The 26467-nt window shown below is 70.3% G+C and carries 20 protein-coding genes, 2 tRNA genes and 1 pseudogene; 7 read left to right on the plus strand and 16 right to left on the minus strand.

Going from position 1 to position 26467, the window contains the following annotated elements; translation table 11 throughout:
- Nucleotides 1–95 precede the first annotated feature (95 nt).
- Together OG735_RS20605 and OG735_RS20610 are read left to right on the plus strand one after the other, a co-directional pair.
- A complete protein-coding gene (locus OG735_RS20605; protein WP_327328397.1) occupies nt 96–914 on the plus strand; it encodes a YceI family protein in 819 nt (272 codons plus the stop codon).
- Nucleotides 915–931: 17 nt separating this feature from the next.
- Nucleotides 932–1402, plus strand: coding sequence for a PPOX class F420-dependent oxidoreductase (locus OG735_RS20610; RefSeq protein ID WP_327324646.1), 471 nt, complete (start codon nt 932–934; stop codon nt 1400–1402).
- Nucleotides 1403–2397: 995 nt separating this feature from the next.
- On the opposite strand, the gene OG735_RS20615 is transcribed toward OG735_RS20610, so the two are convergent.
- The 10 genes and pseudogenes from OG735_RS20615 to OG735_RS20660 all read right to left on the minus strand — a co-directional run bounded on the left by OG735_RS20615 (nt 2398) and on the right by OG735_RS20660 (nt 12572).
- Entirely contained in the window at nt 2398–3165 is a 768-nt protein-coding gene (locus tag OG735_RS20615; protein WP_327324647.1) for a TetR/AcrR family transcriptional regulator, read from the minus strand.
- Nucleotides 3166–3236: 71 nt separating this feature from the next.
- Nucleotides 3237–3626, minus strand: a pseudogene (locus OG735_RS20620) (MFS transporter); the annotation flags it as partial.
- 87 nt (nt 3627–3713) lie between these two features.
- Complete coding sequence (locus OG735_RS20625) at nt 3714–6008, minus strand: ArnT family glycosyltransferase (protein WP_442812462.1); 2295 nt, start codon at nt 6006–6008, stop codon at nt 3714–3716.
- Nucleotides 6005–7414 carry a bifunctional glycosyltransferase family 2/GtrA family protein gene (locus tag OG735_RS20630; RefSeq protein ID WP_327324648.1) on the minus strand — a complete coding sequence of 470 codons (1410 nt, stop codon included), beginning with the start codon at nt 7412–7414 and terminating at the stop codon, nt 6005–6007. The genes OG735_RS20625 and OG735_RS20630 overlap by 4 nt, the downstream gene beginning before the upstream one ends.
- A gap of 25 nt (nt 7415–7439) precedes the next feature.
- Nucleotides 7440–8957: a sensor histidine kinase gene (locus OG735_RS20635; RefSeq protein WP_327324649.1), complete on the minus strand. Its 1518-nt coding sequence runs from the start codon at nt 8955–8957 to the stop codon at nt 7440–7442.
- Between the two features lies 1 nt (nt 8958).
- Complete coding sequence (locus OG735_RS20640; RefSeq protein WP_327324650.1) at nt 8959–9696, minus strand: response regulator transcription factor; 738 nt, start codon at nt 9694–9696, stop codon at nt 8959–8961.
- 66 nt (nt 9697–9762) lie between these two features.
- Nucleotides 9763–10689 carry an amidohydrolase family protein gene (locus OG735_RS20645; RefSeq protein WP_327324651.1) on the minus strand — a complete coding sequence of 309 codons (927 nt, stop codon included), beginning with the start codon at nt 10687–10689 and terminating at the stop codon, nt 9763–9765.
- Nucleotides 10676–11011 carry an antibiotic biosynthesis monooxygenase family protein gene (locus OG735_RS20650; RefSeq protein WP_327324652.1) on the minus strand — a complete coding sequence of 112 codons (336 nt, stop codon included), beginning with the start codon at nt 11009–11011 and terminating at the stop codon, nt 10676–10678. The genes OG735_RS20645 and OG735_RS20650 overlap by 14 nt, the downstream gene beginning before the upstream one ends.
- A 121-nt stretch (nt 11012–11132) precedes the next feature.
- On the minus strand, nt 11133–12002 hold the full coding sequence (locus OG735_RS20655; RefSeq protein WP_327324653.1) for a DUF2797 domain-containing protein: 870 nt from the start codon (nt 12000–12002) through the stop codon (nt 11133–11135).
- Between the two features lie 162 nt (nt 12003–12164).
- Complete coding sequence (locus OG735_RS20660; protein ID WP_327324654.1) at nt 12165–12572, minus strand: DUF3291 domain-containing protein; 408 nt, start codon at nt 12570–12572, stop codon at nt 12165–12167.
- Nucleotides 12573–12657: 85 nt separating this feature from the next.
- Between OG735_RS20660 and OG735_RS20665 the strand changes: the two genes are divergently transcribed.
- Nucleotides 12658–13320 (plus strand): MerR family transcriptional regulator, encoded by a 663-nt coding sequence (locus OG735_RS20665; protein ID WP_327324655.1) that lies wholly within the window; start codon nt 12658–12660, stop codon nt 13318–13320.
- A gap of 607 nt (nt 13321–13927) precedes the next feature.
- Here OG735_RS20665 and OG735_RS20670 read toward each other — a convergent pair.
- Nucleotides 13928–14860 (minus strand): TolB family protein, encoded by a 933-nt coding sequence (locus OG735_RS20670; RefSeq protein WP_327324656.1) that lies wholly within the window; start codon nt 14858–14860, stop codon nt 13928–13930.
- Nucleotides 14861–15236: 376 nt separating this feature from the next.
- Here OG735_RS20670 and OG735_RS20675 point away from each other — a divergent pair, with 376 nt between their 5' ends.
- Both OG735_RS20675 and OG735_RS20680 read left to right on the plus strand, forming a co-directional pair.
- Nucleotides 15237–15521, plus strand: a complete 285-nt coding sequence (locus tag OG735_RS20675) for a hypothetical protein (protein ID WP_327324657.1) — start codon at nt 15237–15239, stop codon at nt 15519–15521.
- 539 nt (nt 15522–16060) lie between these two features.
- On the plus strand, nt 16061–16627 hold the full coding sequence (locus OG735_RS20680) for a hypothetical protein (RefSeq protein WP_327324658.1): 567 nt from the start codon (nt 16061–16063) through the stop codon (nt 16625–16627).
- A 533-nt stretch (nt 16628–17160) separates the two neighbouring features.
- Here OG735_RS20680 and OG735_RS20685 read toward each other — a convergent pair.
- The 3 genes from OG735_RS20685 to OG735_RS20695 form a co-directional block, all read right to left on the minus strand.
- A complete protein-coding gene (locus OG735_RS20685) occupies nt 17161–18525 on the minus strand; it encodes a glutamate decarboxylase (protein ID WP_327324659.1) in 1365 nt (454 codons plus the stop codon).
- Nucleotides 18526–18803: 278 nt separating this feature from the next.
- Nucleotides 18804–18876 (minus strand) — tRNA-Arg (locus OG735_RS20690).
- A gap of 183 nt (nt 18877–19059) precedes the next feature.
- Nucleotides 19060–19153 (minus strand) — tRNA-Ser (locus OG735_RS20695).
- Nucleotides 19154–19409: 256 nt separating this feature from the next.
- Here OG735_RS20695 and OG735_RS20700 point away from each other — a divergent pair.
- Together OG735_RS20700 and OG735_RS20705 are read left to right on the plus strand one after the other, a co-directional pair.
- The gene (locus OG735_RS20700; protein ID WP_327324660.1) at nt 19410–19835 is read left to right on the plus strand and encodes an SSI family serine proteinase inhibitor; all 426 of its coding nucleotides are present in this window, start codon (nt 19410–19412) and stop codon (nt 19833–19835) included.
- 169 nt (nt 19836–20004) lie between these two features.
- Nucleotides 20005–23892 (plus strand): PAS domain-containing protein, encoded by a 3888-nt coding sequence (locus tag OG735_RS20705; RefSeq protein ID WP_327324661.1) that lies wholly within the window; start codon nt 20005–20007, stop codon nt 23890–23892.
- An 85-nt stretch (nt 23893–23977) separates the two neighbouring features.
- Here OG735_RS20705 and OG735_RS20710 read toward each other — a convergent pair whose 3' ends face one another.
- Both OG735_RS20710 and OG735_RS20715 read right to left on the minus strand, forming a co-directional pair.
- Entirely contained in the window at nt 23978–25624 is a 1647-nt protein-coding gene (locus tag OG735_RS20710; protein ID WP_327324662.1) for a long-chain fatty acid--CoA ligase, read from the minus strand.
- A gap of 231 nt (nt 25625–25855) precedes the next feature.
- Complete coding sequence (locus tag OG735_RS20715) at nt 25856–26410, minus strand: SigE family RNA polymerase sigma factor (protein WP_327324663.1); 555 nt, start codon at nt 26408–26410, stop codon at nt 25856–25858.
- Nucleotides 26411–26467 lie beyond the last annotated feature (57 nt).

The raw sequence follows: 26467 nt of genomic DNA on the forward strand, positions 1-26467 counted from the left end.
CGGGGACGGCGGGCAGGGGACGGCCTGCCGCCCCCGCCCGGGGCCCGATCATTTTCCGCGCATATGCGGCAAGGAGAGAAAACGGGATGAGCGGCATGGGACTTCGCGCACAGGTGAGGACGCGGGACGGCTGGGCGGTCCAGCACGCGGTCGTGACCGTGACCGACATGACCGGCGCGCAGGTACTGCGGGCGACGGCGGACGGGGACGGCGCGGTGACCTCCGCGGATCCCCTGGCCCCCGGCCCGCACACGGTGATCGTGACGGCGCTCGGGTACGCCCCGGCCGCCTCGACCGCGCTGGTCACGGCGAGCGGCCGGGCCGAGGTCGGCACGGTGGTACTGGCCCGCCAGGGCGGCGTGGAACTCCCGCCGCCCGGCGCCTGGTCGATGGACCCGGCGCACTCGTCGGTGGGCGCGGCGGCGCAGCATCTGGGGATCTCCAGCGTGAACGGGCGCTTCACGGAGTTCGGCGGCCGCATCACCATCGCGCCCGACCTGTCGCAGTCCCGCGTGGAGGCGGTCATCCAGGCGGCGTCCATCGACACGGGCAACGGCCTGCGCGACAAGCACCTGTGCTCCGCGGACTTCCTGGACGTCGAGCGGCACCCCGAGATCACGTACCGCAGCCACGGCCTGACCCCGGCGGGCACGGACCGCTGGACGGTGCACGGCCAACTCTCGCTGCACGGCGTCGCACGCGAAGTCGACCTGGACCTGGCGTACTTGGGCACCGGACCGGACCCGTGGGGCGGGGTGCGGGCGGCTTTCCGCGCGACCACGGAGCTGCACCGCGAGGACTTCGCGATGAACTACAACCAGGTGGTGCAGGCGGGCATCTCGGCGATCGGAACGACGCTGAAGGTGGAACTCGCGATCCAGGCGGTCCAGGGCGAGTCGCTTCCGACGGCCTGAGGATTAGGCTGCGGCGCATGGCACCCAACATCGCCACCAACACCCAGGTGGAGCTCGATCAGTTGCTGGAGTTCGTACGCCCCAGGCACCGGGCGATCCTGCTGACCACCCGCGCCTCGGACAGCACCCCCCAGGGATCCCCGCTGACCTGCGGGGTCGACGACGCGGGCCGGATCGTGGTCTCGACCTACCCGGAACGCGCGAAGACGCGGAACGCGAAGCGGAATCCGCGGGTGAGCGTGATCGTCCTGTCGGACGACTGGGACGGGCCGTGGGTCCAGATCGACGGCACGGCGGAGGTGATCGACTCCCCGGAGTCGGTGGAGCCTCTGGTGGAGTACTTCCGGAACATCTCGGGCGAGCACCCGGACTGGGACGAGTATCGCGCCGCGATGGTGAAGCAGGGCAAGTCGATCATCCGGGTGACGCCGGAGCGGTGGGGGCCGATTGCGAAGGGCGGCTTCCCAGCGAGGCTCAGCGGGAGCTGAGGCCATCAGTTGCTCGGTCATGTGGTGAGCGTGGGCCGGGGGCGTCAGTTGCTCGGTCATGTGGTGAGCGTGGGCCGGGGGCGTCAGTTGCCCGGTCATGTGGTGAGCGTGGGCCGGGGGCGTTGGTGGTTGCTGTCCGGTGGGTGGTTTCCACCGGCGAACCGCTGTACCCCCGCGGCGGGCGGTCTTGTCTCGTTCGGGTGGGGAGGGGCCGTGCAGTGTCGCCCCCGCCAGTTGGTCGGTCATGTGGTGAGCGTGAGCCGGGGGCGTTCGTGGTTGCTCTTCGGTGGGTGGTTTCCACCGGCGGACCGCTGACCCCCGCGGCGGGCCGCACTCGTGTCGTTCGGGTGGGGAGGGGCCGTGCAGTGTCGCCCCCGCCAGTTGCCCGGTCATGTGGTGAGCGTGGGCCGGGGGCGTTGGTGGTTGCTGTCCGGTGGGTGGTTTCCACCGGCGAACCGCTGTACCCCCGCGGCGGGCCGCACCCATGTCGTCCGGGTGGGGAGGGGCCGTGCAGTGTCGCCCCCGCCAGTTGCCCGGTCATGTGGCCAAGGTGGGCCGGGGGCGTTGGTGGTTGCTGCCCGGTGGGTGGTTTCCACCGGCGAACCGCCGTACCCCCGCGGCGGGCCGCACCCATGTCGTCCGGGTGGGGAGGGGCCGTGCAGGGTCGCCCCCGCCAGTTGCCCGGTCATGTGGCCAAGGTGGGCCGGGGGCGTTGTCGGTTGCTGTCCGGTGGGTGGTTTCCACCGGCGGACCGCTGACCCCCGCGGCGGGCCGCACCCATGTCGTTCGGGTGGGGAGGGGCCGTGCAGGGTCGTCCCCGCAGGGGATTGGCGGCAAAACCGGGGTCACGCACCAAGAGCCTGTACGCCGCCGACCCCGAGGAGTCGAGCCCGGAGGGGCACCGGAGCCCGCACCGGACAAGACCGGACGACCCCGCCGGAGGCAGCCCGCACCGGACAAGACCCCGCACCCCGCCGGAGGCAACCCGCACCCCCCTACGCGCGAGCAACCATCGCTTCGATGCCGGCTACCAGCAAGTCCAGCGCAAACCCGAAGTCCCGCTCCCTCATCTCCTCCACCGTGTCCCCGCCCCTCGCCTTCATCAGCTCAGCCGACTCCTCGAACGCCTCCTGCAAACCCGGCTGCTGCCCGATCGCGCCCATGACCTGGTGGAAGTAGTCGTCCTGGCTGATCCCCGCCGTCGCACAGCGCTGCGCGAAGCGGCCCTCCACCGTGCCGAAGCCGTACACGAACTGGAACACCGCCGAAAGGGCGCCGGTCTGGCCGTGCAGCGGCAGACCCGTGTTGCGTATCACCCGCCGGACCGTCGTGGAGAAGGACATCGAGCGCGGTCCGATGTTGAGGTACTCACCGATGAGTGGCGACACCCAGGGGTGGGCGACCAGCAGTGACCGATAGCCGCAGGCAAGCCGGCGCAGCTGGTCGCGCCAGTCCGCGCCCGGGTCGTCCGCCGGCGGAAGCGGCAGCTCTCCCATGACCCGGTCGAGCGCCAGTTCCAGCAGATCGTCCTTGGTGTCCACGTACCAGTAGACCGACATCGCGGTGACGTTCAGCTCCGCGGCCAGCCGCCGCATCGAGAACTTCGCAAGGCCCTCCGAGTCGAGGAGCCGGACCGTAGCTGCGATGATCTTGTCGCGGTCGAGGCCGGCGGGCTGCTCGGTCCTCCGTTTGGGGGTCGCCTTGCCGTCGAGCCACACACTGGTCCGCGCGTGACCCTTCGCGCGGTCGGCCGCACTCACCATCGCGCATCCTCCTCGGTTCTTCCCGGCCGGGGCGGACGAGCCGGAACGGGCCGGTCCGCCCGCTCCCGATGCTATGCCGCTGCCTTGGGTGAGTCTGCCCGCTCCGCCCGCCTCAGCAGCATCGCCGCCACAGACCGCCGAGCACCGCCGCCGCGCCGACCAGCTGGCTCGTCTCAAGGCCCGAGGCGAACGCGTCGGAGATGCGGCCACGTTCCGCGGGACCGTCGGCCGCGGCGAGCACCGCGGGCAGCGAGGCCGCGCCCACCACCGTCGGCACGAGAGCGGTGAAGCGGGAGTTCAGTACGCCGCCCAGAACGGCGACGCCGAGGCCGTTGCCGAACGAACTCGGCGAGGGTGCCGTTCACACCTGCCCCCACACCCGCACCCATCACGACCAGCCCGAGCAGCATCCCGCCGTAGCCGTCGCCGCCGAGCACCGCGATCGCGGCGAGGCCGGCTGCCCGGGTGGCCCGTGGGGGTGCTCCTTGTACGGCGCACGAGTCCGCTTCTCGTGCACCGCACAAGGAATCCTCGTACGCCGTATGGGACTATTTCCTGTCCGTCAGGTCGTAGAGGGTCGTGCCGCCCACGGTGACCTTGGTGAAGGTGGACTCGATCCAGGAGGTGATCCCGGAGCTGGAATTGCCACCGGGGCCGCCGCCCATGCCACCGCCGCTGCCGCTGCCGCTCGAGATGAAGTAGTGGATCTTCCCGTCGGCCACGTACTGCTTGAACCGGGCGAGGCTCGGGGACGGGTCGCTTCCGTTGAAGCCGCCGATCGCCATGACCGGCTTCTCGGTGGCGAGCTGGTAGCTTGCGGCGTTCTGGGCGCCGACGGCTGCGGCGGCCCAGGTGTAGTCGTCGGCGTTCTGCTTCAGCTTGGCCTCGACCGCCGAGTTGACGTTCGCGCCCTGGAGGAGACCACCCATGCCACCGCCTCCGCCGCCGGCGCCGCGTTCGCCCTGACCGGGGAAGCCGCCCGGCAGCCGGCCCTGACCCTGACCTTGGCCCTGGCCCTGACCTTGGCCCTGACCCATCTGACCGCCGGTCGGAGGCTGCCCCATACCGCCGGGGGGACCACCCTGCTGACCCTGCCCCTGGCCCTGCTGCCCCGGCGGCTGCATCGGGCCGCCGAAGCCGCCGCCGTCACCGCCGCCCCGAGGACCGCCACCGCCGGCGGGACCACCCCGGCCGCCCGCGACCGCCGGCCCCGCCGTCACGATCGAGCCGGCGTGGCCCTCGCTCACCGTGGTGAAGGAGTACGCGAGCGGGCCCGCCAGCGAGACCGCGATCCCCAGTCCGGCCGCACCGAGCGCCAGTCGACGGCCCATCCGGCCCGCGAGCAGCAGCCCCGCGGCCGCCGCCAGACCGCCGATCAGCACCGCCCAGCGCAGCCACGGCAGATAGTCCGTGCTGCGTCCCAGCAGCGTGTACGACCAGTACGCCGTCACCGCGACCGTGCCGCCCAGCGCCGCCGAGCCGAGCAGCTTCGTCCGCTCCTCCCACAGCACCGTGGCACCCATGCCGACCAGCGCGGCGATGTACGGCGCCAGCGCCACCGTGTAGTACTCGTGGAAGATCCCGGCCATGAAGCTGAAGATTCCCGCGGTCATCAGCAGCGAGCCGCCCCAGACCAGGAAGGCCGCGCGCGCCGTGTCCGTGCGCCTGGCGCGCCAGGTGACGACGATCCCCGCGACGAGCAGCAGCAGCGCTGCGGGCAGCAGCCAGGAGATCTGGCCGCCGATGCCGGCGCCGAACATCCGGTCGATCCCGGTCTCGCCCCAGCCACCGCCACCACGGCCGCCGGCTCCTCCGCCGCCGCCTCCGACGCTGCCGGTCTCATTGCCGTTGATCCGGCCGAGGCCGTTGTAGCCGAAGGTCAGCTCCAGGAAACTGTTGTTCTGCGAGCCGCCGATGTACGGACGCGACGCCGCCGGCCACAGCTCGACGATCGCCACCCACCAGCCGCCCGCGACGACCATCGCCAGCCCCGCCAGGGCGAGTTGGCCGAGCCGCCGCCGTACGGTCGTCGGCGCGCACACCGCGTACACCAGCGCCAGTGGCGGCAGGATCAGGAACGCCTGCAGCGTCTTCGTGAGGAACGCGAAGCCGACCGCGACGCCCGCCCAGACCAGCCACTTCGTCCGCGCGTCCTCCAGCGCGCGCAGCACGCAGTACACGGTCACCGTCATCAGCAGTGCCAGCAGCGCGTCCGGGTTGTTGAAACGGAACATCAGCGCGGCGATGGGCGTCAGGGCCAGCACCGCGCCGGCGATCAACCCGGCGGCGGGCGTGAAACGACGGCGTACGGCCCCGTACACCACGCCCACCGTCGCGACGCCCATCAGCACCTCGGGCAGCAGGATCTGCCAGGAGCCGAGCCCGAAGAGCCGTACGGACAGGGCCATCGGCCACAACGCTGCCGGAGGCTTGTCGACGGTGATGGAGTTCGCGGCGTCGGACGAGCCGAAGAAGAAGGCCTTCCAGCTCTCGCTGCCCGCCTGCACGGCGGCGGAGTAGAAGGAGTTGGCGTAGCCGGACGCGCTCAGGTTGTAGACGTAGAGCAGCGCGGTGGCGAGGAGGACAGCGAGGAAGGCGGGCCGCACCCATGGGGCGTCCCCCTCCCGGCCGCGCCAGATCCGGGCCATGCGTCCGCCCGCTCGGCGGTGCCCGCCGAGTCCATGCTGGTCGGCGTCGGGCGGGAGCGGGGCTGCGTCGGGCGCGGGCCGGGCGGCGTCGGGCGCGGGCCGGGCGGCGGCGGGCGCGAGCCCCACCGCCTGCGGCGAGAGCCCGGGCGGGCTCCCCGGCGGCGGGTACGCGTGGCTGTCGTGCGACGTGGTCATCGTGCGTTCCTCTGGTCGTTGTCCTGCGGGACGACGCGCAGCTGCGTCGTCACGTCCCACGTGTGGTCCGCGGCTTCACCGGCGCGGAAGTCGGCCGTGTCGTACGGGTGTTGGGCCTGGCCGGCCACGGGCCGGGCCGTCGCGGATTCGTCTGCCGCAGGTGCATCGCGCCGGTCCGGGAAGACCCACGCACGGAAGAGCAGGAACCGCAGTACCGTCGCCGCCAGGTTCGCGGCGATCAGGACCGCGAGTTCGGTGCTGTGGGAGGGGCTTCCGGCGGCCGCGTCCAGGGCCGCCAGCGAGCCGCTGGTCAGCGCGAGCCCGATGCCGAACACGACCAGGCCCTGCGCCTGATGGCGTACGGCGCGGTCCCGGCCGCGTACGCCGAAGGTGAGCCGGCGGTTGGCGGCCGTGTTCGCGACGGCGGAGACCAACAGCGCGCCCGCATTGGCGACTTGGGGACCCACGCCGGCCCGGAAGAGCGAATACAGCAGCAGATACAGGAGCGTGGAGAGCGCCCCCACCACACAGAAACCGACCAGCTGCCGGGCCAGACCGCCCGGCACTCCGCTGAGCTGCCGGTCCCGCGGGTCGTCGCCGAAGGGCCGCGCCAGCCGGTCGAGCGGCAGCGCGCCGACCGCCAGCGCCCGCCCCACCCGCCACACGCCCTTGAGGTCGTCCGTCGCCGTGCTCACGATGTGCACCGTGGAGTCCGGGTCGTCGACCCAGTCCACCGGCACCTCATGGATACGCAGCCCGGCGCGCTCCGCCAGCACCAGCAGCTCCGTGTCGAAGAACCATCCGGTGTCCTCGACCATCGGCAGCAGCCGCTCGGCGACCTCCCGCCGTATCGCCTTGAACCCGCACTGGGCGTCGGAGAACCGTGCGGCAAGCGACCCGCGCAGAATCAGGTTGTAGGCGCGCGAGATGAACTCCCGCTTCGGGCCGCGCACCACCCGCGACGACCGCGCGAGGCGCGATCCGATCGCCAGGTCCGAGTGCCCCGAGATCAGCTGCGCGACCAGCGGCAGCAGTGCGTTGAGGTCGGTCGACAGATCCACGTCCATATAGGCGAGTACGGGGGCGTCGGAGTGCGACCACACGGTGCGCAGCGCGCGCCCCCGCCCCTTCTCTTCCAGCCGGTACGACCGCACCTCGGCGATCGTGTCGTCGAGCCACGCCGCCACCTCGGGCGTGCGGTCGGTGCTCGCGTTGTCGGCGATGGTGATCCGGAAGCCGTACGGGAAGGTCCGCGCCAGGTGGTCGTGCAGTCGCAGCACGCACCGCTCGAGGTCGGCCTCCTCGTTGTAGACCGGGATCACCACATCGAGTACGGGCAGTCCGGCCGCGGCGGCGAGCAGATGCTCCCGGGCCGGCAGAGTCCCCCTTGGGGTGTCGGTTCGCATGGAACGACACTCGGCGGGCGCGCTGTCACATCTGTGTGATGCGCCTGTGCCCCGTCTGTGAGTCGTACACGGCGGGCAGTTCCACCGCGAAGACGGTGTGACCGGGCCGGGACCACACCGTCACGGTGCCGCCGTGCGCGGTGACGACGGCCTGCACGATCGCCAGGCCGAGACCGGTACTTCCGGCGCCCCGGGACCTGGACGCGTCGCCGCGCGCGAACCGTTCGAAGATGTGGGGTTGCAGCTCGGGCGGGATGCCGGGCCCGTCGTCCTCGATCTCCAGCACGACCTTCGGCCCGCCGACACGCACCCGCGCGGTGACAGTGGTGCCGGCCGGCGTGTGGGTACGGGCGTTCGCCAGCAGATTGACCAGCACCTGATGGAGCCGGGCGCCGTCGCCGCGTACGGTCGCGGGTTCGACCGGCAGCTCGAGCAGCCACTTGTGGTCCTGGCCCGCCGCCCGCGCATCGCTGAGCGCGTCCACGACGAGTGGGGAGAGATCAGTGCTCTGGTACGAGAGCGGGCGTCCGGCGTCGAGCCGCGCGAGCAGCAGCAGGTCCTCCACCAGGCCCGTCATCCGGGTCGCCTCGGCCTCGATCCGCCCCAGTGCGTGCCGGGTGTCCGCGCCGACCTCCTCCCGTCCGCGCCGGGTCAGCTCGGCGTACCCGCGGATCGACGCCAGCGGCGTACGCAGCTCGTGGCTGGCGTCCGCGACAAACTGCCGCACCCGTGTCTCGCTCTCCTGCCGCACCGCGAGCGCCGAACCGACGTGCCCCAGCATCCGGTTGAGCGCGGCGCCGACCTGCCCGACCTCGGTCCGGGGATCGGCCTCGGCGGCCGGGACCCGCTCGTGCAGGGCCACCTCACCGCTGTGCAGCGGCAGTTCGGAGACCCGGGTGGCGGTGGCGGCGACCCGCCGGAGCGGCCGCAGCGCGACACCGACCAGGGCGGCGCCGGCGATCCCGGCGGCGATCAGTCCGGCGCCGGTCACACAGACCTCGACCACAACGAGAGTGCCGAGCGCGTCCTGCAGCTCTCGCGTGGGGAGCCCGACCAGGAAGGAACCGCGGCTCCCGGTGATGTACTTGACCCGGTATTCGCCCAGGCCCGCCAGCTCCGTGGTGTGCTCACTGCGGTCGCGCGGTACCTCCGCCAGGCCCTCGGCCTGCGCCACGGTGAGCGCACTCGCCTGCGGCGCGAGACCCTCCGACCCCTGCTCGGTGCTGGCCACACCCCGGTCGATGCTGCCGTCCTCGGCGACCAGGGCGCCGACGGTGCCCACCGGCATACCGCCGCCGTTGACGAAGCCCAGCGGATCCTTGGACAGCGTATCGATGGGCGATCGCCCGCCGCCCATGTCCGGCGGGCCCGCGGCCCGGATCGCGACGTTGCGCAGCTGGATGTCCAACTGGCCGTACAAATAGGTGCGGTAGGCGATCGTCGTGGCCGTTCCGATCATCGCCGCCACCACCGCGATCAGCGTCACCGCGGAGACCACGAGCCGGGTCCGCAGCGACCATCTGCGGCCCCTCAAACCGCTCAAGCTACTCACCGGGCTTGATCAGATACCCGGCACCGCGCCTGGTGTGGATCATCGGCGGCCGCCCCGCATCGATCTTCTTCCGCAGATACGAGACATACAGCTCGACCACATTGGCCTGGCCGCCGAAGTCGTAGGACCACACCCGGTCGAGGATCTGCGCCTTGCTCAGCACGCGCCGCGGATTGCGCATCAGAAAGCGCAGCAGCTCGAACTCGGTCGCCGTCAGATGGATGGAGTCCCCGCCGCGGCTGACCTCATGGCTGTCCTCGTCGAGCGTCAGGTCGCCGACCGCCAGCATCGACTCGCTCCGTACGGTCGCCGCGCCCGACCGCCGGATCAGCCCGCGCAGCCTGGCCACGACCTCCTCCAGCGAGAACGGCTTGGTGACATAGTCGTCGCCGCCCGCCGTCAGCCCCGCGATCCGGTCCTCGACCGCGTCCCTGGCGGTCAGAAAGAGCACCGGCACCTCGGGCAGATCGCGGCGCAGCCGCCCCAGCACGGCCAGACCGTCCATGTCCGGCAGCATCACATCCAGGACCACCGCGTCGGGCCGGAAGTCGCGTGCCGTGCGCACCGCGCCCGCGCCGTCGCCGGCACTGCGCACCTCCCACCCTTCGTAGCGCAGGGCCATCGACAGCAGCTCGCTCAGCGCTGTCTCGTCGTCCACGACGAGTACGCGGACGGGGCTGCCGTCCGGCCTGAGCATTTCGGTACGCCCATGGGGCGAGGTCGCGGTCATGCTCGTACCCTGCGACCCCGCCCTGAGAAGGTCCTTTCCCCTTCCTGTGAATTTCCTGAGAATGCGCTAGGAGTGCGGAAGACCGAACAGCCTGGCGCCGTTCTCGTAGCAGACCGCTCGCAGCCAGTCGTCCCCGAGCCCGAGGCCTTCGAGCGCGTGGAGCTGATGGACGTACGGATACGGGATGTTGGGGAAGTCCGTGCCCAGCACGATCCGGTCGCCGAGGTCGGCGAGCCGTGCCCTCTCCCGCTCCGGGAAGGGCGCGAACCGCTCGCTGAAGTCCGTGAAAGCCATCGTCGTGTCCAGTCGCACCTCGCCGTACCGCTCGGCGAGATCCAGGAAGTCCGTGTACTCCGGCATTCCCATGTGCGCGACCACCAGCCGCAGTCGGGGGTGCCGCGCGAGCAGCCGGCCCACCGGCTCGGGCCCGGTGTGCTTGCCGGGCGCGGGCCCGGATCCGCAGTGCATCACCACGGGGACCCCGGCCTCGGCGAGCAGCCCCCAGACGGGATCGAGCCGCGCGTCATTGGGGTCGTACGCACCCACTTGGAGATGCGACTTGAAGATCCGCGCGCCGGTCTCGACCGCCTCTCGTACGTAGCGCTCGACGCCGTCCTCCGGGAAGAGGGTCGCCGTATGCACACAGTCCGGTGTGCGCGCCGCGAACTCCGCCGCCCAGCCGTTGAGCCAGGCGGCCATCCCGGCTTTGTGCGGATAGAGCATCGAGGTGAAGGAGCGCACCCCGAACTCGCGCAGCAGAGCGACCCGTCGCTCTTCCTCATGCCGATAGGTGATCGGCCACTCCAGGCCGGTCAGCGGTCCGGCGGCGTCGAAGTAGGCCCACACCTTCCTGAGGACCTGCTCCGGCATGAAGTGCGTGTGGATGTCGACGAGGCCGGGCAGCCGGAGCCGCTCCCAGAACCTCCGTACGTCCGCCGTCTCGTTGTCGCTCGAGCTCTCGGTCCGGCCGTCAGTCCCGTCAGTCGCGCTCAAAACCGTAGCTCCGCTCGACCTTGCCGACATGGACGCTGTAGCTCTCGTACCACTCGGCCCGTCCGCGCTTCTGCGCGGCCTGGTGCTCCAGATTCCGCTGCCAGGTGGCGATGGCTTCCTCGTCCCTGAAGTACCCGACGGTGATCCCGAGCCCGCCGGGTGTCCGCGCCGACTCGTACCCGAGGAACCCGGGGACCTCTTCCACCAGATTCTTCATGCGCTCGGCGGTCTCGCCGTATCCCTCGGGCCGCTCCGTCTGAACCGAGGTGAAGACCACGGTGTAGTAGGGCGGTTCATGTGCCGCGACAGGTTTGATGCTCATGACACTCACCTTCCGTTCCCGGTCACGGAGGTGTCCAGACTCATTGCTCGAAGGGATCCATACGGGATCCAACATTTGACCTTCGGGTCGCACGAATCGGCAGACCCTCCGGAATCAGCCGTCAGAAGAGCCCGTCCTGCACTGCGCCGGGAGCGCCCTTCTCGGTGAGAGGCACCGTCACCCCTGCATCGCACTCGGCACCCACCAGCGCCCATCCGGTCATCAGCCGTGTATCGACCACGACAAGACCGTCACGCGCCGTCCGCAGATGCAGATCGGGCCCGGCGGCCGCCACCAGCAACCCCGCGACCACCCCGCCGTCCACCAGCTCGCGCACCACCCCGGTCGCGGCCGGCAGCCCCTCGAGCCCGAACACCTCGGCGTGATCGACCGCCTCGAAGTCCATCCGCTCCAGCGACTCCGCCCACCCGCCAAGGCCGACCGCGCGCCGGTGCAGCTCTTCGATCTCCGCTGCCCGCTCCACCGCGCCCGGCAGCGCGGCCCGTACCGCCCGCTTGTCGGCGTACGGAATCCGGTCCGGCACGCCCAGCGCCGTACGCAGCAGTTCCTCGGTCCGCCGCGCCGCCATCAGCGGCCCGCGCCCCAGCCAGCTGAAGACCACGGCCCCCTGCTCCAGCAGCCGCGCCGCGCCGCGCTCCTCGGCGGTGATCCCTACCTTGACCATGCCAGGACCGAACCAGGCGAGATACACGCGGTACGTCCGCGGGTCGTCGGCGATCGTGTCGGCGGCCACCGAGTGCGCCCGGTCCAGCCGTGCACACTCCGTACACCGCGCCTGTGTCGCCCGCCCGGACACGACGGCCCGCAGGGGGCAGGGATTCCCCCGCGCTCCGACACACCGCCGCTGCCCCTCGGCCTGGAAGCCCAGCTCTTTCCCGGTGGTGAGCGGACTGATCCGCCCGCCCTCCCACTCGAGCACGGGCATCCGCGTCCCGCGGGGCCAGCCGAGCCCCGCACACCGCCACGCCATACACACACCTCCGGCCGAATACGGGGACGCTACCGGAGCGCACGGACCGCGGCCGTGGTTACGCCGGCGGCGACCCGCAATGGGCTGAACACCCGTTCAGTTGTGGCCGGAACTCGCCGCCGCCGAGGCTCGGCGCAGACGGGCCGGCACGAGCACCCGACGTCAGGCTCCGCCGTCGATCCGCGCCTGTTCCGCGATACGCCGTTTGGCCTCGTCCCAGCCGATCGGCAACTGCTCCACCGGGACTTCCCAGAACGTAAAGGTCGAGCTGCGCATGGTCGCGCGCAGCCCGGCCATGATCCCGCGGTGCGGCTCGGTCCTCGCGTACGCGTAGAGGGCGTCCCGGCTCTCCCACGCGGACAGCGTGAAGAAGACGCGCTTCGTCGGCTGGGCGATGAGGGAAGCACCAAAGGCTCCCGGCGCGGACCGCACCTGCCGCCACGCGGCGAGCGACTTCCAGAAGAAACGCGGCACGTCCCCGAGGGAGCGCACCTCGAAGCGGGAGGCCATGACGAAGGCCTGAGCGCCTGGTGGGGCAGGGTTCGGGGTGACCCAAGGGAGTGTGGGCATGACACTTCTCGCCTTCATGGATAGGCAGTGACACTATCCATATTAGAGAGTGACACTCTCTAATAGCCAGACGAGAGTGGGAACCGTGCGAATTTCCGAGCTGAGCCGCCGCAGCGGGGTGCCGATCACGACGATCAAGCACTACCTCCGGGAGGGACTGCTGCCGCCCGGACGGGCGACAGCCGCGACCCAGGCCGAGTACGAGGAGTCGCACGTACGCCGCCTCCGGCTGATCCGCGCCCTCATCGGAGTACGAGGGTTGTCGGTCAACGCCACAAGGGAGCTGCTGAGTGCGGTGTCCGAGCACGAAGCCGACACCCACCAGGTGCTCGGCCTCGTCCTCGGCGCCCGACCGGTCACCGAGCCGGAGCCCGAGTCCGCGTCCGCGTCCGCGTCCGCGTCCGCGTCCGAGGAGGAGGACGACCGGCCCGGCATCGCCGACGCGGATGCGCTGCTGACGGAAATGGGCTGGCAGGTCTCGGAACACGCCCCGGCCAAGAGGGTCATCGCCGAAACCCTGGAGACCTTGCGATCACTCGGAGTCGACTACGACTGGCGGTCCCTTCTCCCCTACGCAACCCTCGCCGAGCGCACCGCCGCCCACGATCTCGATCAACTGGACGACACCACCGACCCCCTGGAACAGGCCGAACGAGCCCTGCTGCTGACCGTGTTGCTGGAGCCGGCACTCCTGGCGCTGCGACGCCTCGCACAGGAGGACGAGTCGGCCAAAAGGTACGGCGGCTGACGAGGGGACCCGCGAGGGCGGTTGCCGTCAGCCACCCTCGGAGCAAAGGCCAAAGGCCAGAGGCCCCGTCGATTTCTCGACGGAGTACGCTCGCTCGATCTCGCCCAGATACTGCCCCAGGTGGAAGCGGACCTCCTCGATCACCCTGTGGTGGCGGTCCGGATACATCAACTCGCTCCAAACGGCCGTTTCACCATGTAGTCGCACTCGGACGCGGAGCCCCAAAGAGCCCCACTCGGAATGTTCCCGAGACGCCAGGCCGACACTGCGGGCGGCATCCGTCGGGTAGAGCGGTCCGCCGGGCCGGAGAAGCTGCTCCGGACGCATGCCCACAACCCTGCTGTCGCTGCGCGCGATCAAGTCGAGGCCGTCGACAAAGAGGTACGTGTGCGTGGCAGTGCATACAGGTGGCCCAGGGCAAGTGCCGATGAGCAACGTGCTGATCCGACTGCGGCTTTGGCGATCGGGCGGCCTGACCCGAAGCGCATGCGGGGACCTACGCGGCATTGACCCTTCGTGACATCATGCGCCGATCATACTGTCGGCGGCCGCACGCCCACCGGGACGGACGGCCGCCGAAGCCGGCCGGGGCCGGGGTCCTGCGACCCTAGTTGGCCAGCCAGTCCGTGATGCTCACGGGCCGGTCGGTGAGCACGCGGAGGTTCCCGCCATCGGCGGCGTCAACGACATAGACGCCACTTGTGCCGGCGAAGTCGTCGACGGCGGTGAAGGCGATCCGGTTGCCGTCGGGGGCGAAGACCGGGTTCTGGATACTGGAGAGGGGCATCGGCCACTGCGGCTCGGTGGCGGCGCCGGTCGCGACGTCCGTGATGCGCAGACCGTGCCCGGTGGAGTGGACGACGCGCTGCCCGTCGGGGGACCAGTCGGCGGGCGTCGACAAGGCCTGGTGGTCGGTTGTGACGGCGCGGACCTCGCGGGTGGCCAGGTCCAGGATGTAGACGTCGGAGCCGTACTCCCAGCCGCTGGGCGTCTCGTACGAGGTGGCCTTCAGGAAGGCGATGCTCCGGCCGTCCGGGGAGAACGTGCCGTGGCTGCCGGAGGTGAGCACCTCAGCACCGGTGCCGTCCGTGGCGATCCACTCCAGGCCGCGTGGGCTGTCATAGACGATCCGCTTACCGCTCGGGGACCAGTCAGGGTGTCCGACGTACGGCGCGGTGGCGTCTTCGGGCTGGACGCCCTCGGCCAGGACCCGCCGGTCGCTGCCGTCGGTGTCGGCGATCACCAGGTCGCGGGCGTACATGCAGCCCTCGGCCTGCGGTATGCACGTGTCCCGGCGTTGGATGTACGCCACCCGGGAACCCTTGGGCGAGAGGACCCCGTCCTGCGCGGCCTGGGCGAAGGTGGTGGTGACGGAGCCGGTCGCCGGGTCCAGCGCGACGGTGGCCGGCGACCCCGCCGAGTAGTCCGTGGCGGTGATCCGGCCCGCCCCCACCGTTCCCCCCGCGCTGGCGGTCCCCGCAAGTGACAGGCTCGTCGCAACCGCGAGCCCGACTGTCAACGCAGCGTGTGTGAAGCGCACATGCGCTCCTTCCTTGATCCGTGGACCGGCCGTACCGGCCCTGCTGAAACACAGCGCAAACCGATCAAGAAACGTCACGCCCGGCCCACGCCCAATCGGCACAGGGCACGTCGAAGGCCCCGTCCGTCCGGACGGAACGTTCAGCGGAGGCTGCCGCGCCGCTCGATGTGACCTGCGGTTGGCGGCGGCCGCTGTCCGTACTTCGCCGCTGTCCGTACTTCGCTGCTGTACGGGCAATGCAAGAGGCCCAACGCCGTTCGGATCACCTGACGCGGCCCTTCAGGTGATTGACGGGTGACACATGAGCCGGACAGCCGATGCGGGGGTATGACGTCTCAGCAGAATTCAAACCCTGACCCCCACGAGGAGCTCGGTGATGTACGCAGCAGTCCGGCGGTACGAAGGGGTGACAGATCCGGCTGAGGCGGGACGCCGCGTGAACGAGGGGTTCGTGCCGCTCATGCGCCAGGTGTCAGGCTTCGTGGCCTACTACTGGGTCGATGCCGGGGACGGAGTGATGGTCTCGACCAGCGTCTTCCAGGACCGGGCCGGTGCCGCGGAATCGGTCTCGAGGGCGGCGGACTTCGTCCGGGACAACCTTGCGTCACTGCTCCCCAACCCTCCCCAGGTCATGGCCGGGGAGGTTTTGGCTTCCTCGTGAAAGCGGTCGCAGCAGCCGAATGAGATGGCCTCTGAGCACGCATGTTCTCGGCAGCAGCCGCCGAAGCCCAGAGCACCCTTTACGGCTGTTCGCTGCGCTGGTGGCGCTCGCTGGCTAAGTCAGCGCCCACCGTTGCCGGGCGGCGGCACGCGGGCACACCCCAAGCACGGGGACGGCTGAGCTCCTCACTGAGCAAGCGATCGGAAGGCGCTTGGATCTCTAGGCCGCCAAGGTGCGTGACCTGCACGCTCACGTCGAACGTGCCGCCGATCCGGCCTACCTCGACAGGCATTCGACAGACGGTCGCAACGGGGCGTGCGACCACCTCTGTTTGCCAGCCATCTGCAAGGTGCGCCCTGCTCGACGAAGTCTTCAGGTCCGGGCGGTTCTGAGGGGGCGTCATACGTCATCGTCGGCCACTGCCGCGCAGCCTTGCACGGCCCGCAGACGGTCCGCCGCAGGTCAAATCTGTGAGCCCATGAAGGTTGGCAGCTTGAGCATGGGTATGAGTGCCGAGTGGCCGAGCAGATGGGGGGCAAGTGAGCGGACTCGCGGACCAACTGCCCGCACTTGTCGGGGTGGTTGTTGGCGGCGTAATGTCGTACGCCGCTGGCGCGCTGACCGAGCGAAGTCGATGGCGCAGGCAGCAGGCAACACGTTGGGACGAGCGCCTGCTTCAGGCATACAGCGACTACGGCCATGCAGTGAAGGAATGCGCCAGCTACTACCTGCGATTGGCCGCCGGCCGCGACCTGACAGATCACCCGGCGCCCCTTGAGTCGACCAATGACGTATTGGAACAAGCAGCAACCGCCGAGCGCCGACGATCAGCCATGGTGGAACCCATGAGCCTGCTGGCCGATGCTCGTACCGCTGACGCGGTACGAGCACTCAACCGCAGCCTCTGGCACCTTGAGTGGTTGGCCCGCGGGAGAAAGCCGGGAGACACCACGACGTGGGCAAAGGCCTTCAGCGACTACAGGGCTGCGCGGGCTGAGTTCTATCTGCACGCAAGAAGGAGCCTGCAGGTCGCCGAGATGACGGACCTGCAGGAAGCACCCTGGCCGCCCAGCTGGCGGCCGGTTCGGGAACCTTCTGATCCGTAGCTCTGCAGAGACCGGTCAACGGGGGCCATAGAGGCCGCCGTTCGGTCTCTCAGGTTCCCACCGGTCATGGCCGGTTGCTGGGGTTGCCGTACTTCGCTGCTGTACAGCAACCACCGTCGCTCCCCGGCAGAGACCGAGGTCGGCTACAGCTGCCCACGGCCGGGTGCCCCTGGGTGTTTCACCTGTCTCGCGGTGGACGCCCCGTAGTCAACCATCGTCAGCCGACCTACGGCGACCATAGAAGTCTTCCCACGCTTGCCGCTGGATCTCATCGGCGTTAGCGAGGAGCTTCTCCAGGGGCTCCGCCGTCCCTGAAGAGGGAGGGGGTATCTGCGTGAGCGTGTCGTAGAGGTACTCGCAGGCTTCGGCTTCGGTGCCGAAACGCCGCACCGCCCGGCCCCACCCCCTCTGTGCCCTGTGGTTGCTGCTCGTGTCGACCGGCCTGCGCCGGGGCGAGGCTCTCGGGCTCACCTGGTCTGCGCGCACTCGGGAGCGACTTCGTCGCCCGCCCCTGAGGGTGCCGGTTGCGGGCGTTAGTAACCGGTGCCGCGCTTGATCTGGGCCCGCTCGACCTCGGTGGTCCCACCCTTGTGGTCCAAGGTGTTGCACGCGTCGGCGATGTCCTGGGTCAGACGCTCGATCTGCTCGCGGCTCAGGGTCTCCTTGACCAGGGCACGCAGGATCTTCACCCGCTCCGCGTTGGGCGGGAGCGTGTACGCCGGCACCATCCAGCCGCGCTCGGCCGAGAGCTGCCAGGCGATGTCGGACTCGTCGTAGGCGTGCTTGCCGGCGAGGCGGAAAGCGACCAGCGGGAGCTGCTCGAGGTCGCTGCCGATCACTTCGAAGCGGCCGCTGCTACGCAGGTTGTCCGCCAACGCGCGGGCGTTCTTCTGCATCGTCTCCATGACGTAGGTGTAGCCCTGACGACCCAGCCGCACGAAGTTGTAGTACTGGGCGAGCACCATCGACGCGCCGGTCGAGAAGTTCAGCGTGAACGTCGCGTCGGTCTTGCCCAGGTAGTTCTCGTAGAACACGAGGTTCTTGGCCAGGTCGGACTCCTCGCGGAAGACCAGCCAGCCGATGCCGGGGTAGACCAGGCCGTACTTGTGTCCCGATACGTTGATCGAGCGGACCTGCTCGAGCCGGAAGTCCCATTTCGAGTCCGGATAGAGGAAGGGCCACACGAAGCCGCCGCTGGCGCCGTCGACGTGGATCGGGATGTCGAGGTCCCGCTCCTTGCGAATGTCCCGCAGGAGCTTGTCGATCCCGACGACGTCGTCCTTGTGGCCGGTGAACGTGGTGCCGACGACGGCGACGACACCGATCGTGTTCTCGTCGATGTGGGGCTCCACGTCCTCCGGGCCGATCGTGTACTTGTCCTCGGCAAGCGGCACGATCCGCGGCTCGACGTCGAAGTAGCGGCAGAACTTCTCCCACACGACGTGGACGTCGCCCCCGAAGATCAGGTTGGGCCGGTCGACCGACAGACTGGCCGCCTGGCGGCGCTCCCGCCACTTCCACTTCAGCGACAGCGCGCCGAGCATGATCGCCTCGGACGAGCCCTGGGTCCGGCATCCGGTGGTCTTGCCCGGTGCGTGGAAGAGGTCGGCGAGCATGCGCACGCAGCGCTGCTCGATCTCGGCGGAGATGGGGTACTCCGCGTGGTCGATGAAGTTGCGGTGGAGGTTCTCGGCGATGATCCGTTGCGCCTCCGGCTCCATCCAGGTGGTGACGAACGTGGCGAGGTTGCGCTGCGGGTCGCCCTCCATGACGAGGTCCTCATCCAGCAGCCTCATGGTGTCCGTCGCGGTCATGCCCTCCTCGGGGAAGGTCTCCGAGGGAGCGGGCTCGGTCAGGAAGCGGTTTCCGAACAGGGCCGCGACGTCTCTCTTGGTCATGCCGACGATTCAACCGTTTCCCGAGCGGGAGCCATGCTCAGGACCTCGGGTCGGGCTTGGGATTCACGAGAACGGCGCACCTTGATGACTTCTCAACGCGATCACTCCCGTGCCCACGTCCAGCTGCGAGCCACTGCGTGAATGCGCTCACGGCCGGACGGCGATGACGGCACAGCTGGAGTGATCGCCGTGATCCAGAAGTGGTTGCCGTCAACCACCGCCGTCAACGCAAAAACCAGAGGCCCTGTCGATCTCTCGACAGGGCCTCTGGCCTGTTGTGCACTCGGCAGGATTCGAACCTGCAACCTTCTGATCCGTAGTCAGATGCTCTATCCGTTAAGCTACGAGTGCTCGGCGTCCCGGGCTTTTCTGCCTGGTCGGCGTTGCGGGAACAACATTACATGACCCGCGCCGTCAGGTGAAATCCGTTAACCAAACCCATCCTGACCTGCGAAAACGCCGCAGAAACGCCTTGAGAACACCTTCCGGAACGACCGAAGCCCCGACCATCAGGACGGGGCTTCGGTGATCAACTGGCGGAGGCGGAGGGATTTGAACCCTCGATGGGCTTTAAGACCCAAACCGCATTAGCAGTGCGGCGCCATAGACCGGACTAGGCGACGCCTCCAGCACACCCGCGCGGGCGCGAGTGGTGCGTGCAGATGATGACACAGCCCAGCGGGGTGTCACCAATCGCTGCCCACGGTACTAGGGACGTGGGCCACAGAGCAAAGTCCGGCCCCTCCGGGAGTCCGGCCGGTCCGGGAGACGTCCCTCGAAGAGCACAGTCCGGTTGCGCAACGCCCGGACGCAACGAGCGTTAGAGAGTGCGGGGCCTCTCGGTCCCAGTAGAACCCCGTGACTCTCCAGCTCCAGGAGCACCCATGCTGCGCCACCTCGTCCTCACCGCAACCGCGTCCCTCGCCGCGCTCGGCGCCGCCCTGCCCGCCGCCGCCGCACCCCTTCCGCTGCTGAAGGCGCCGGACAAACTGACCGTGATCGTCTCTGAGACCGGGAACAGGCGGACCGACGGACGGTACGAGCTGGCGTGCGGGCCCGCCAGCGGGACGCACCCCACGGCGCAGGCCGCGTGCGACCGGCTGGACCAGCTTGCGCGGGAGAGGCAGGACCCCTTCGCGCCGGTGCCCGAGGACCAGATGTGCACCGAGCAGATGGGCGGGCCGGCCACCGCACACGTCACCGGAACCTGGCAGGGGCGGCGCGTCGACTCCACCTTCAGCCGGACCAACGGCTGTGAAATCTCGCGCTGGCGGACGATCGAACCGGTACTGCCGAACACCAGGTCATAGGCCCGGGCGTGCGCCGTGTGCACACAACATTGGTGAGAGCTCCCCCTCATCCGCCGTCGCGTCCGCATCCGCTGCCTTTAGACTCCCTCCAGTGACAGGCTGAAGTCCGAGGAGCAAGATGGGACCGGCCCGTCCGCAATATGCAGTAGGTCAGGGAGGAAGCGTCGTCGTGAGCAGCAGGCCATCCCGAGGCGCTGCTCGCCTCGCAGCCATACTCGACGCCCTTCCGGACGGGCTCGTGCTCGTCAACTGCAATGGCACGGTCGTCAATGCCAACACCATCGCCCTCGAACTCTTCGAGACGCCCGGCACCGCCCTCGTCGGACGCGGGCTGCTCGATCTGCTGCCCTCCTTCGACTCTCGGCTGATTCCAGGCTCCATGCGGCGACCCGAAGCCGCGGACGAGCGGGGCCGCACCAAGCCGGCCCGGATGGTCGCGCGGCGCACGGACGGCAGCGAGTTCCCGGTCGAGGTGACCAGCGCCAGCCTTGAGGACGGGCACGAGGCCTATGCCTCGTCCCCCGGATACACCGGCGACGAGCTGCTGATGCTCGTCGTACGGGATCTGTCGGGCACCGTGGACACCGAAGCGGAGCTGGCGCGTTCGCAGCGGCAGACCGAGATGATCCTGCGGGCCGCGTCCGAGGGCGTCGTCGGTACGGACACCGACGGGCGGGTCGTCCTGGTCAATCCGGCCGCCGCACAGATCCTGGGGTTCCGGGCGAGCGACCTGGGCGGCCAGGAGCTGCACCCGCTGATCCTGCACTCGCGCGCGGACGGCGAGCCGTTCCCGTACGAGGAATCACCGCTCGCGGACACGCTCAAGTCCGGCCGCAAGCACCGGGTGCGCGGGCAGGTCCTGTGGGCGAAGAACGGTTCGAAGGTGGCCGTCGATCTGACGACCGCGCCGGTACGGGACGGGGACCAGCTCGTCGGCGCGGTGATGACCTTCACCGACCGGCGTCCGTACGAGGAGCTGGAGCAGCAGCACTCGGCGGAACTCACGGAGACGACCGAACGGTTCACGGCCGAGATCGAGGAGACGACCGAGCGGCTCACGGCCGAGCTGGCGGACAGGTCGGAGCGGTACGCGGCCGAGATCGAGGGGCGCACTGAGCGGTACGAGGAGCTGGCCGCCCGGCATGCCCAGCTGACGGCCGTGCTCGGCGAGTCGCTGCGCGGGCCGCTGGAGGAACTGCGCGCCGAACTGGGCACGCTGGCCGCCGACCCGGCCGGGCAGCTGTGGCCCGAGGCGAATCAGATCCTCCACCATCTGGCTGCCGGTTATGCCCGAATGACAACGCTTGTCGACAATGTGCTCGGCTTCCAGCGGCTCGACACGGGCGCGGAAGAGCTGAACAAGGCGAACGTGCTGCTCGACGCGGTCGTCGCGGCCGGGATCGAGGGCGCGATCGAACTGATTGGGCCCGGGCGGGCGCAGTTCGCGGTGCACGCGCCGCCCATAGAGGCCGAGGTGGACGGAGCTCGGCTGGCGACGGCGCTCGCGCATCTGGTCGCGGACGTGGCCGGGGTCGACTCGACCGGCAAGGCCCGGGTGGTCCCGGGCGGCGGGTACGTGGACTCGACGGTCGTGGTGGCGGCGGCGCAGCGCGGTGAGGTCGTACGGATCGAGGTGCGGGGGCCGTTCGCCGGGGGAGACCCGGTGCACGAGCCGATCGTGCGGGGGATCGTACGGGCGCACGGCGGCGTGCTGCAGACGCACGAGGTGCCGGGGATGAGCGGCAGCGCGTACGTCCTGGAGGTGCCGCTCGGCGAGGGCGCGGGGACCGTGACGGCGTCGCAGGAGGCCGGTCCGGAGACCGGTGCGCCTGCGGAGGCCGGTGCGCTTGCGTTGCCGGAACAGCCGACGGGATCCGCACCGGGTACGTCCGGCGGGGGCGGCGGGCGGCGGCGCGCGCGCAGAGCCTCTACGGACGCGTTCCTGGAGAGCCCCGTGGCCATGGAGGATCCCGTGGCGGCGCAGCCGACCGGGCGGCGCCGGGGCCATGCGGAGAAGCCGCAGCAGGAACTGATCCCGGCCCAGGATTCGGGTTCGCGTGCCGGCTCGGGGAGCGGTCCCGGGAGCGGTTCGGGCAGTGGCGGAACCGGGCGGCGACGCGGGCGGCCGAGCCCGGCCGAGCAGGCCACGACGGCTGCCGCCGTTGTCGCGGGGACCCTTGAGCCGACCGAGGGTTCGGTGGTGACGGCCGCGGAGGGCGCGGCCTCGACCGGGCGCGCGGCGCTCGGCCAGGCGGTGCCCCCGCAGGGCGTGCCCGTCGACGCACAGGGTTCGGGCGCGGCGGGGCGGCGCGGCGGCGAGGGCGGGCTGCCCGAGCTGTCCGCCGCGCAAGTTGCCACACCTGCCGCACCTGCCGCTTCCGCTGTTCCGGCCGACGCACGGCCGGCCGGGCGCCGGGCCAGGCGGGCACTGGCGGCAGCTCCGGCCGAGGTGGAGAGCGGGCGCAGCGCGTTCGCGCTTCCACCGGCCGAGGCCGACCGGATCCGGCCGATCCCGCCGACGGCCGGTGAGGCGGACGCCTCGCTGCCGGGCCGGCACGATGCCGTACACACCGAACCGGGCACCGAACACCACACGCCACCGCAGCAGCATCCCGTGCCGACGGGCCGCCGTCGCGCCCGCAGGGAAGAGGCTCAGCCGCTGCCGGGCCGGGCGCCGGAGACCCTTCAGGCACCGGAAGCGGCCGGGCAGGTGCCCGCCGCCGCACAGCCGGAATGGACGGAGAACGGCTCCTCGGGCACCGGCCTCGCCGCGATCGCCTCGGGCGGCCGCCAGCCGACCGCCGCGGATGACTCGACCGGTCAGCACTCGGTCGCCGCGGACGGCGAAGCCGCCGTGGAGAGCGCGGAGGAGACCGTTCAGAACACCGGTTCCGTATCCCTGCCGCTGCCGCTGCCACTGCCTGCCGAGGTCCCGGCACAGCCGGTCGCCGCGCGCGCCGCGCAGCCCCTGCCCGCCGAGGCACCGGTCTCGGCCGACTCGACACAGGGCCGGGCGTTCAGCGTGCGCACGCTCGGTCAGGGCGTGCCGTTCTCGCAGCAGATCGCCCAGCAGCAGAACCAGACGCTCGGCGCCGGCCGCCGCCGCAAGCTGGCCACACCGCCGGACGGCGAGCGGCCCGAACCCGCCGCGCGTCCGCACCCGCAGGCCCCCGCGCAGAACGGGCCGCGGCTGCCCGCCTCCCAGGCCGAGGGCCGGGCGTACGCGATCGGTGCGCCCGACGAGGGCGCGGAGGGACCCGAGCCGCTGGACGGTCCGGGCGGCGCGGTCGAGGTGGCCAACCGGCCGCAGCCGCAGCCCGTCGACGACGAACTGCCCCCGGAGCCGCTGGACAACCCGCGCCGGCTGCTGGTCTGGCCCGCGCCCGACGTCTCCACACAGCAGGCGTTGAGCGACCGCGGCTACCGCCCGGTGGTCGTGCACTCGCGTGAGGAGGTCGACGCGCAGATCGCGGCCTTCCCGGCGGCGCTCTTCGTCGACCCGCTGACCGGACCGATCACACGGACCGCGCTCCAGTCCCTGCGCCAGGCAGCCGTGGCCGCGGAGGTGCCGGTGCTGGTGACGGCGGGCCTCGGGCAGGCGACGCGGGAGGCCGCGTACGGCGCGGATCCTGCCGTGCTGCTCAAGGCACTGGCTCCGCGCGACAGCGAACAGCACCCCTCGCGCGTGCTGTTGATCGAGGAGCACGAGGAGATCGCGCTCGCGCTGACGGCCACGCTGGAGCGGCGCGGCATGCAGGTCGCCCGGGCGGGTGCGGACACGGACGCGGTCACACTCGCGACCCAGATGCGGCCGAACCTGGTGGTGATGGACCTGATGCAGGTACGCCGCCGGCGCGCGGGGATCATCGACTGGCTGCGTGCGAACGGCCAGCTGAACCGCACCCCGCTGGTCGTCTACACCTCGGCCGGCCTCAACCAGGCGGAACTGCCGCGGCTCTCGTCCGGCGAGACGGTGCTCTTCCTCGCGGAACGCTCGACGAGCAGCGAGGTCCAGGCCCGCATCGTGGACCTACTGGCAAAAATCGGCACGAACTGACAGGCATCAAGTAGCGCAAAAGGGGCGGCAGTCATGACTGCCGCCCCTTCCTCGCTCTTCAACCGGCCAGCGGCTCCTGCATCGGCTAGAGCTGGGTGACGTCCAGCTCGCCGTCCGCGTACTGCTTGCGGATCACCTTCTTGTCGAACTTGCCGACGCTCGTCTTCGGCACCGCGGGCACGATCGCCCACCGCTCCGGCAGCTGCCACTTGGCGAGCCTCCCGGCGAGGAAAGCCTTCAGCGTCTCGTAGTCGGCGTTCGAGCCCTCCTTCAGCACCACTGTCGCCAGCGGCCGCTCACCCCACTTGTCGTCCGGGACGGCGACGACCGCGGCCTCCGCGACCTCCGGGTGTGCCATCAGCGCGTTCTCGAGTTCGACGCTCGAGATCCACTCGCCGCCGGACTTGATGACGTCCTTCGCACGGTCGGTCAGTGTCAGAAAGCCGTCCGGGCTTATGACGCCGACATCGCCGGTCCTCAGCCAGCCGTCCTCGCTGAACTTGTCCGCGGGCCTGAAGTCGTCACCGCCCGCGCCGCCGTAGTACGCGCCCGCGATCCAGGTCCCGCGCACCTCCAGCTCACCGGCCGACTCGCCGTCCCACGCCAGGAACTCGCCGCCGGGGCCGACCAGCCTGGCCTCGACGCCCGCCGGGAAACGGCCCTGGGTGATGCGGTACGGCCACTCCTCCTCCGCGCTCAGACCCGCCGGCGGGTGGGCCATCGTGCCGAGCGGGGAGGTCTCCGTCATGCCCCAGGCGTGGCAGAGCCGCACACCAAGCTTGTCGTAGGCCTCCATCAGCGCCGGGGGACAGGCCGAACCGCCGATGGTGACCTGCTTCATGGAGCTCAGGTCCCGAGGGTGGGCGGTGACTTCGGCCAGCAGGCCCTGCCAGATGGTCGGGACGGCCGCGGCGTGCGAGGGCTTCTCGCGCTCGATCATCTCGGCGAGCGGCGCCGGCTGCAGGAAGCGGTCGGGCATCAGCATGTTGATGCCGGTCATGAACGTGGCGTGCGGCAGGCCCCATGCGTTGACATGGAACTGCGGGACCACCACGAGCGTCGTGTCACGGTCGGTCAGCCCCATCGACTCGGTCATGTTGACCTGCATGGAGTGCAGATAGAGGGAGCGGTGGGAGTAGACGACGCCCTTGGGGTCGCCGGTGGTGCCCGAGGTGTAACACATGGCCGCTGCGGTGCGCTCGTCCAGCTCCGGCCAGTCGAAGGTGGTCGGGCGGCCGGCGATCAGCTCCTCGTACTCGTGCACCTGCGCCTGTGCGTCGGCGAGCAGGGCGCGGTCACCGGGGCCGGACACGACAATGTGCTCGATCGTCGGCAGATCCGGCAGCAGCGGCGCGAGCAGCGGCAGCAGCGAGCCGTTGACGATGACGGCGCGGTCGGCGGCGTGGTTGACGATCCACACCAGCTGCTCCGCGGGCAGACGGAGGTTGAGCGTGTGCAGTACGGCGCCCATGGAGGGAATCGCGAAGTACGCCTCGACGTGCTCGGCGTTGTTCCACATGAGCGTCGCGACGCGCTGGTCGCCGACGATTCCCAGTTCGTCACGCAGGGCATTGGCCAGTTGGGCCGCCCGCCCGCCGATCTCCGCGAAACTGCGGCGCTGCGGCTCGGCCTCCCCCGTCCAGGTGGTGACCTGTGACTTTCCATGGATCGTCATCCCATGCTGAAGGATGCGGGTCACAGTCAGCGGTACGTCCTGCATGGTGCTCAGCACGGCGTCCTCCCGGTGGGCGCTAGCGCTACGTGGCAGTTAAATGTTGTGCAGATTCTGCTCACGTACCGCGCGGTATGTCACTACCCAGGGGTAATGAATCGCCACACAGGATCAGCTCACATCGGCGCGCCGACGCGGCGCGGGCCTGCCGTGTCGGCGCGGTGCCCCGGGGCCGACCGCGCCACCAGCGTGGCGGCAGCGTGGCCGCAGGGCACGGGCGACAGCGTGGCGTCAGCGAACGGGCGACAGCTCCGGGTCCTCGCGGAGCTTGCCGAGCGCACGGGACACCGCGCTCTTGACCGTGCCGACCGACACCCCGAGCACCTCGGCCGTCTGGGCCTCGCTGAGATCCTCGTAGTACCGCAGCACGACCATCGCGCGCTGTCGGTCCGGCAGCTTCATCACCGCACGCCACATCGCGTCGTGCAGCGCCTGCTGCTCGGCGGGATCGGGCGTGGGCACCGTCTCCGGCTCGGGCAGCTCGTCGCAGGCGAACTCGTCGACCTTGCGCTTGCGCCACTGCGAGGTGCGGGTGTTGAGCAGGGCACGGCGGACATAGCCGTCGAGCGCCCGGTGGTCCTCGATCCGCTCCCACGCGACATAGGTCTTGGTGAGCGCGGTCTGCAGCAGGTCCTCGGCATCGCTCGGGTTCGCGGTGAGCGAGCGGGCGGTACGCAGCAGTACGGGCCCCCGCGCCCGTACATACGACGAAAACGATGAGTAGGGCGCATACGACGGCACCGGCGCGGCGGCCTTCGAAGCGCTTGTGCAGACTGGCGTGGTCATAGGTCCACGCTAGGAGCGGGTACTACTGTCGCGGATCGGCCCCAGGTCCCGAAGCGT

The organism is Streptomyces sp. NBC_01210 (assembly GCF_036010325.1).
Lineage (GTDB): Bacteria > Actinomycetota > Actinomycetes > Streptomycetales > Streptomycetaceae > Streptomyces.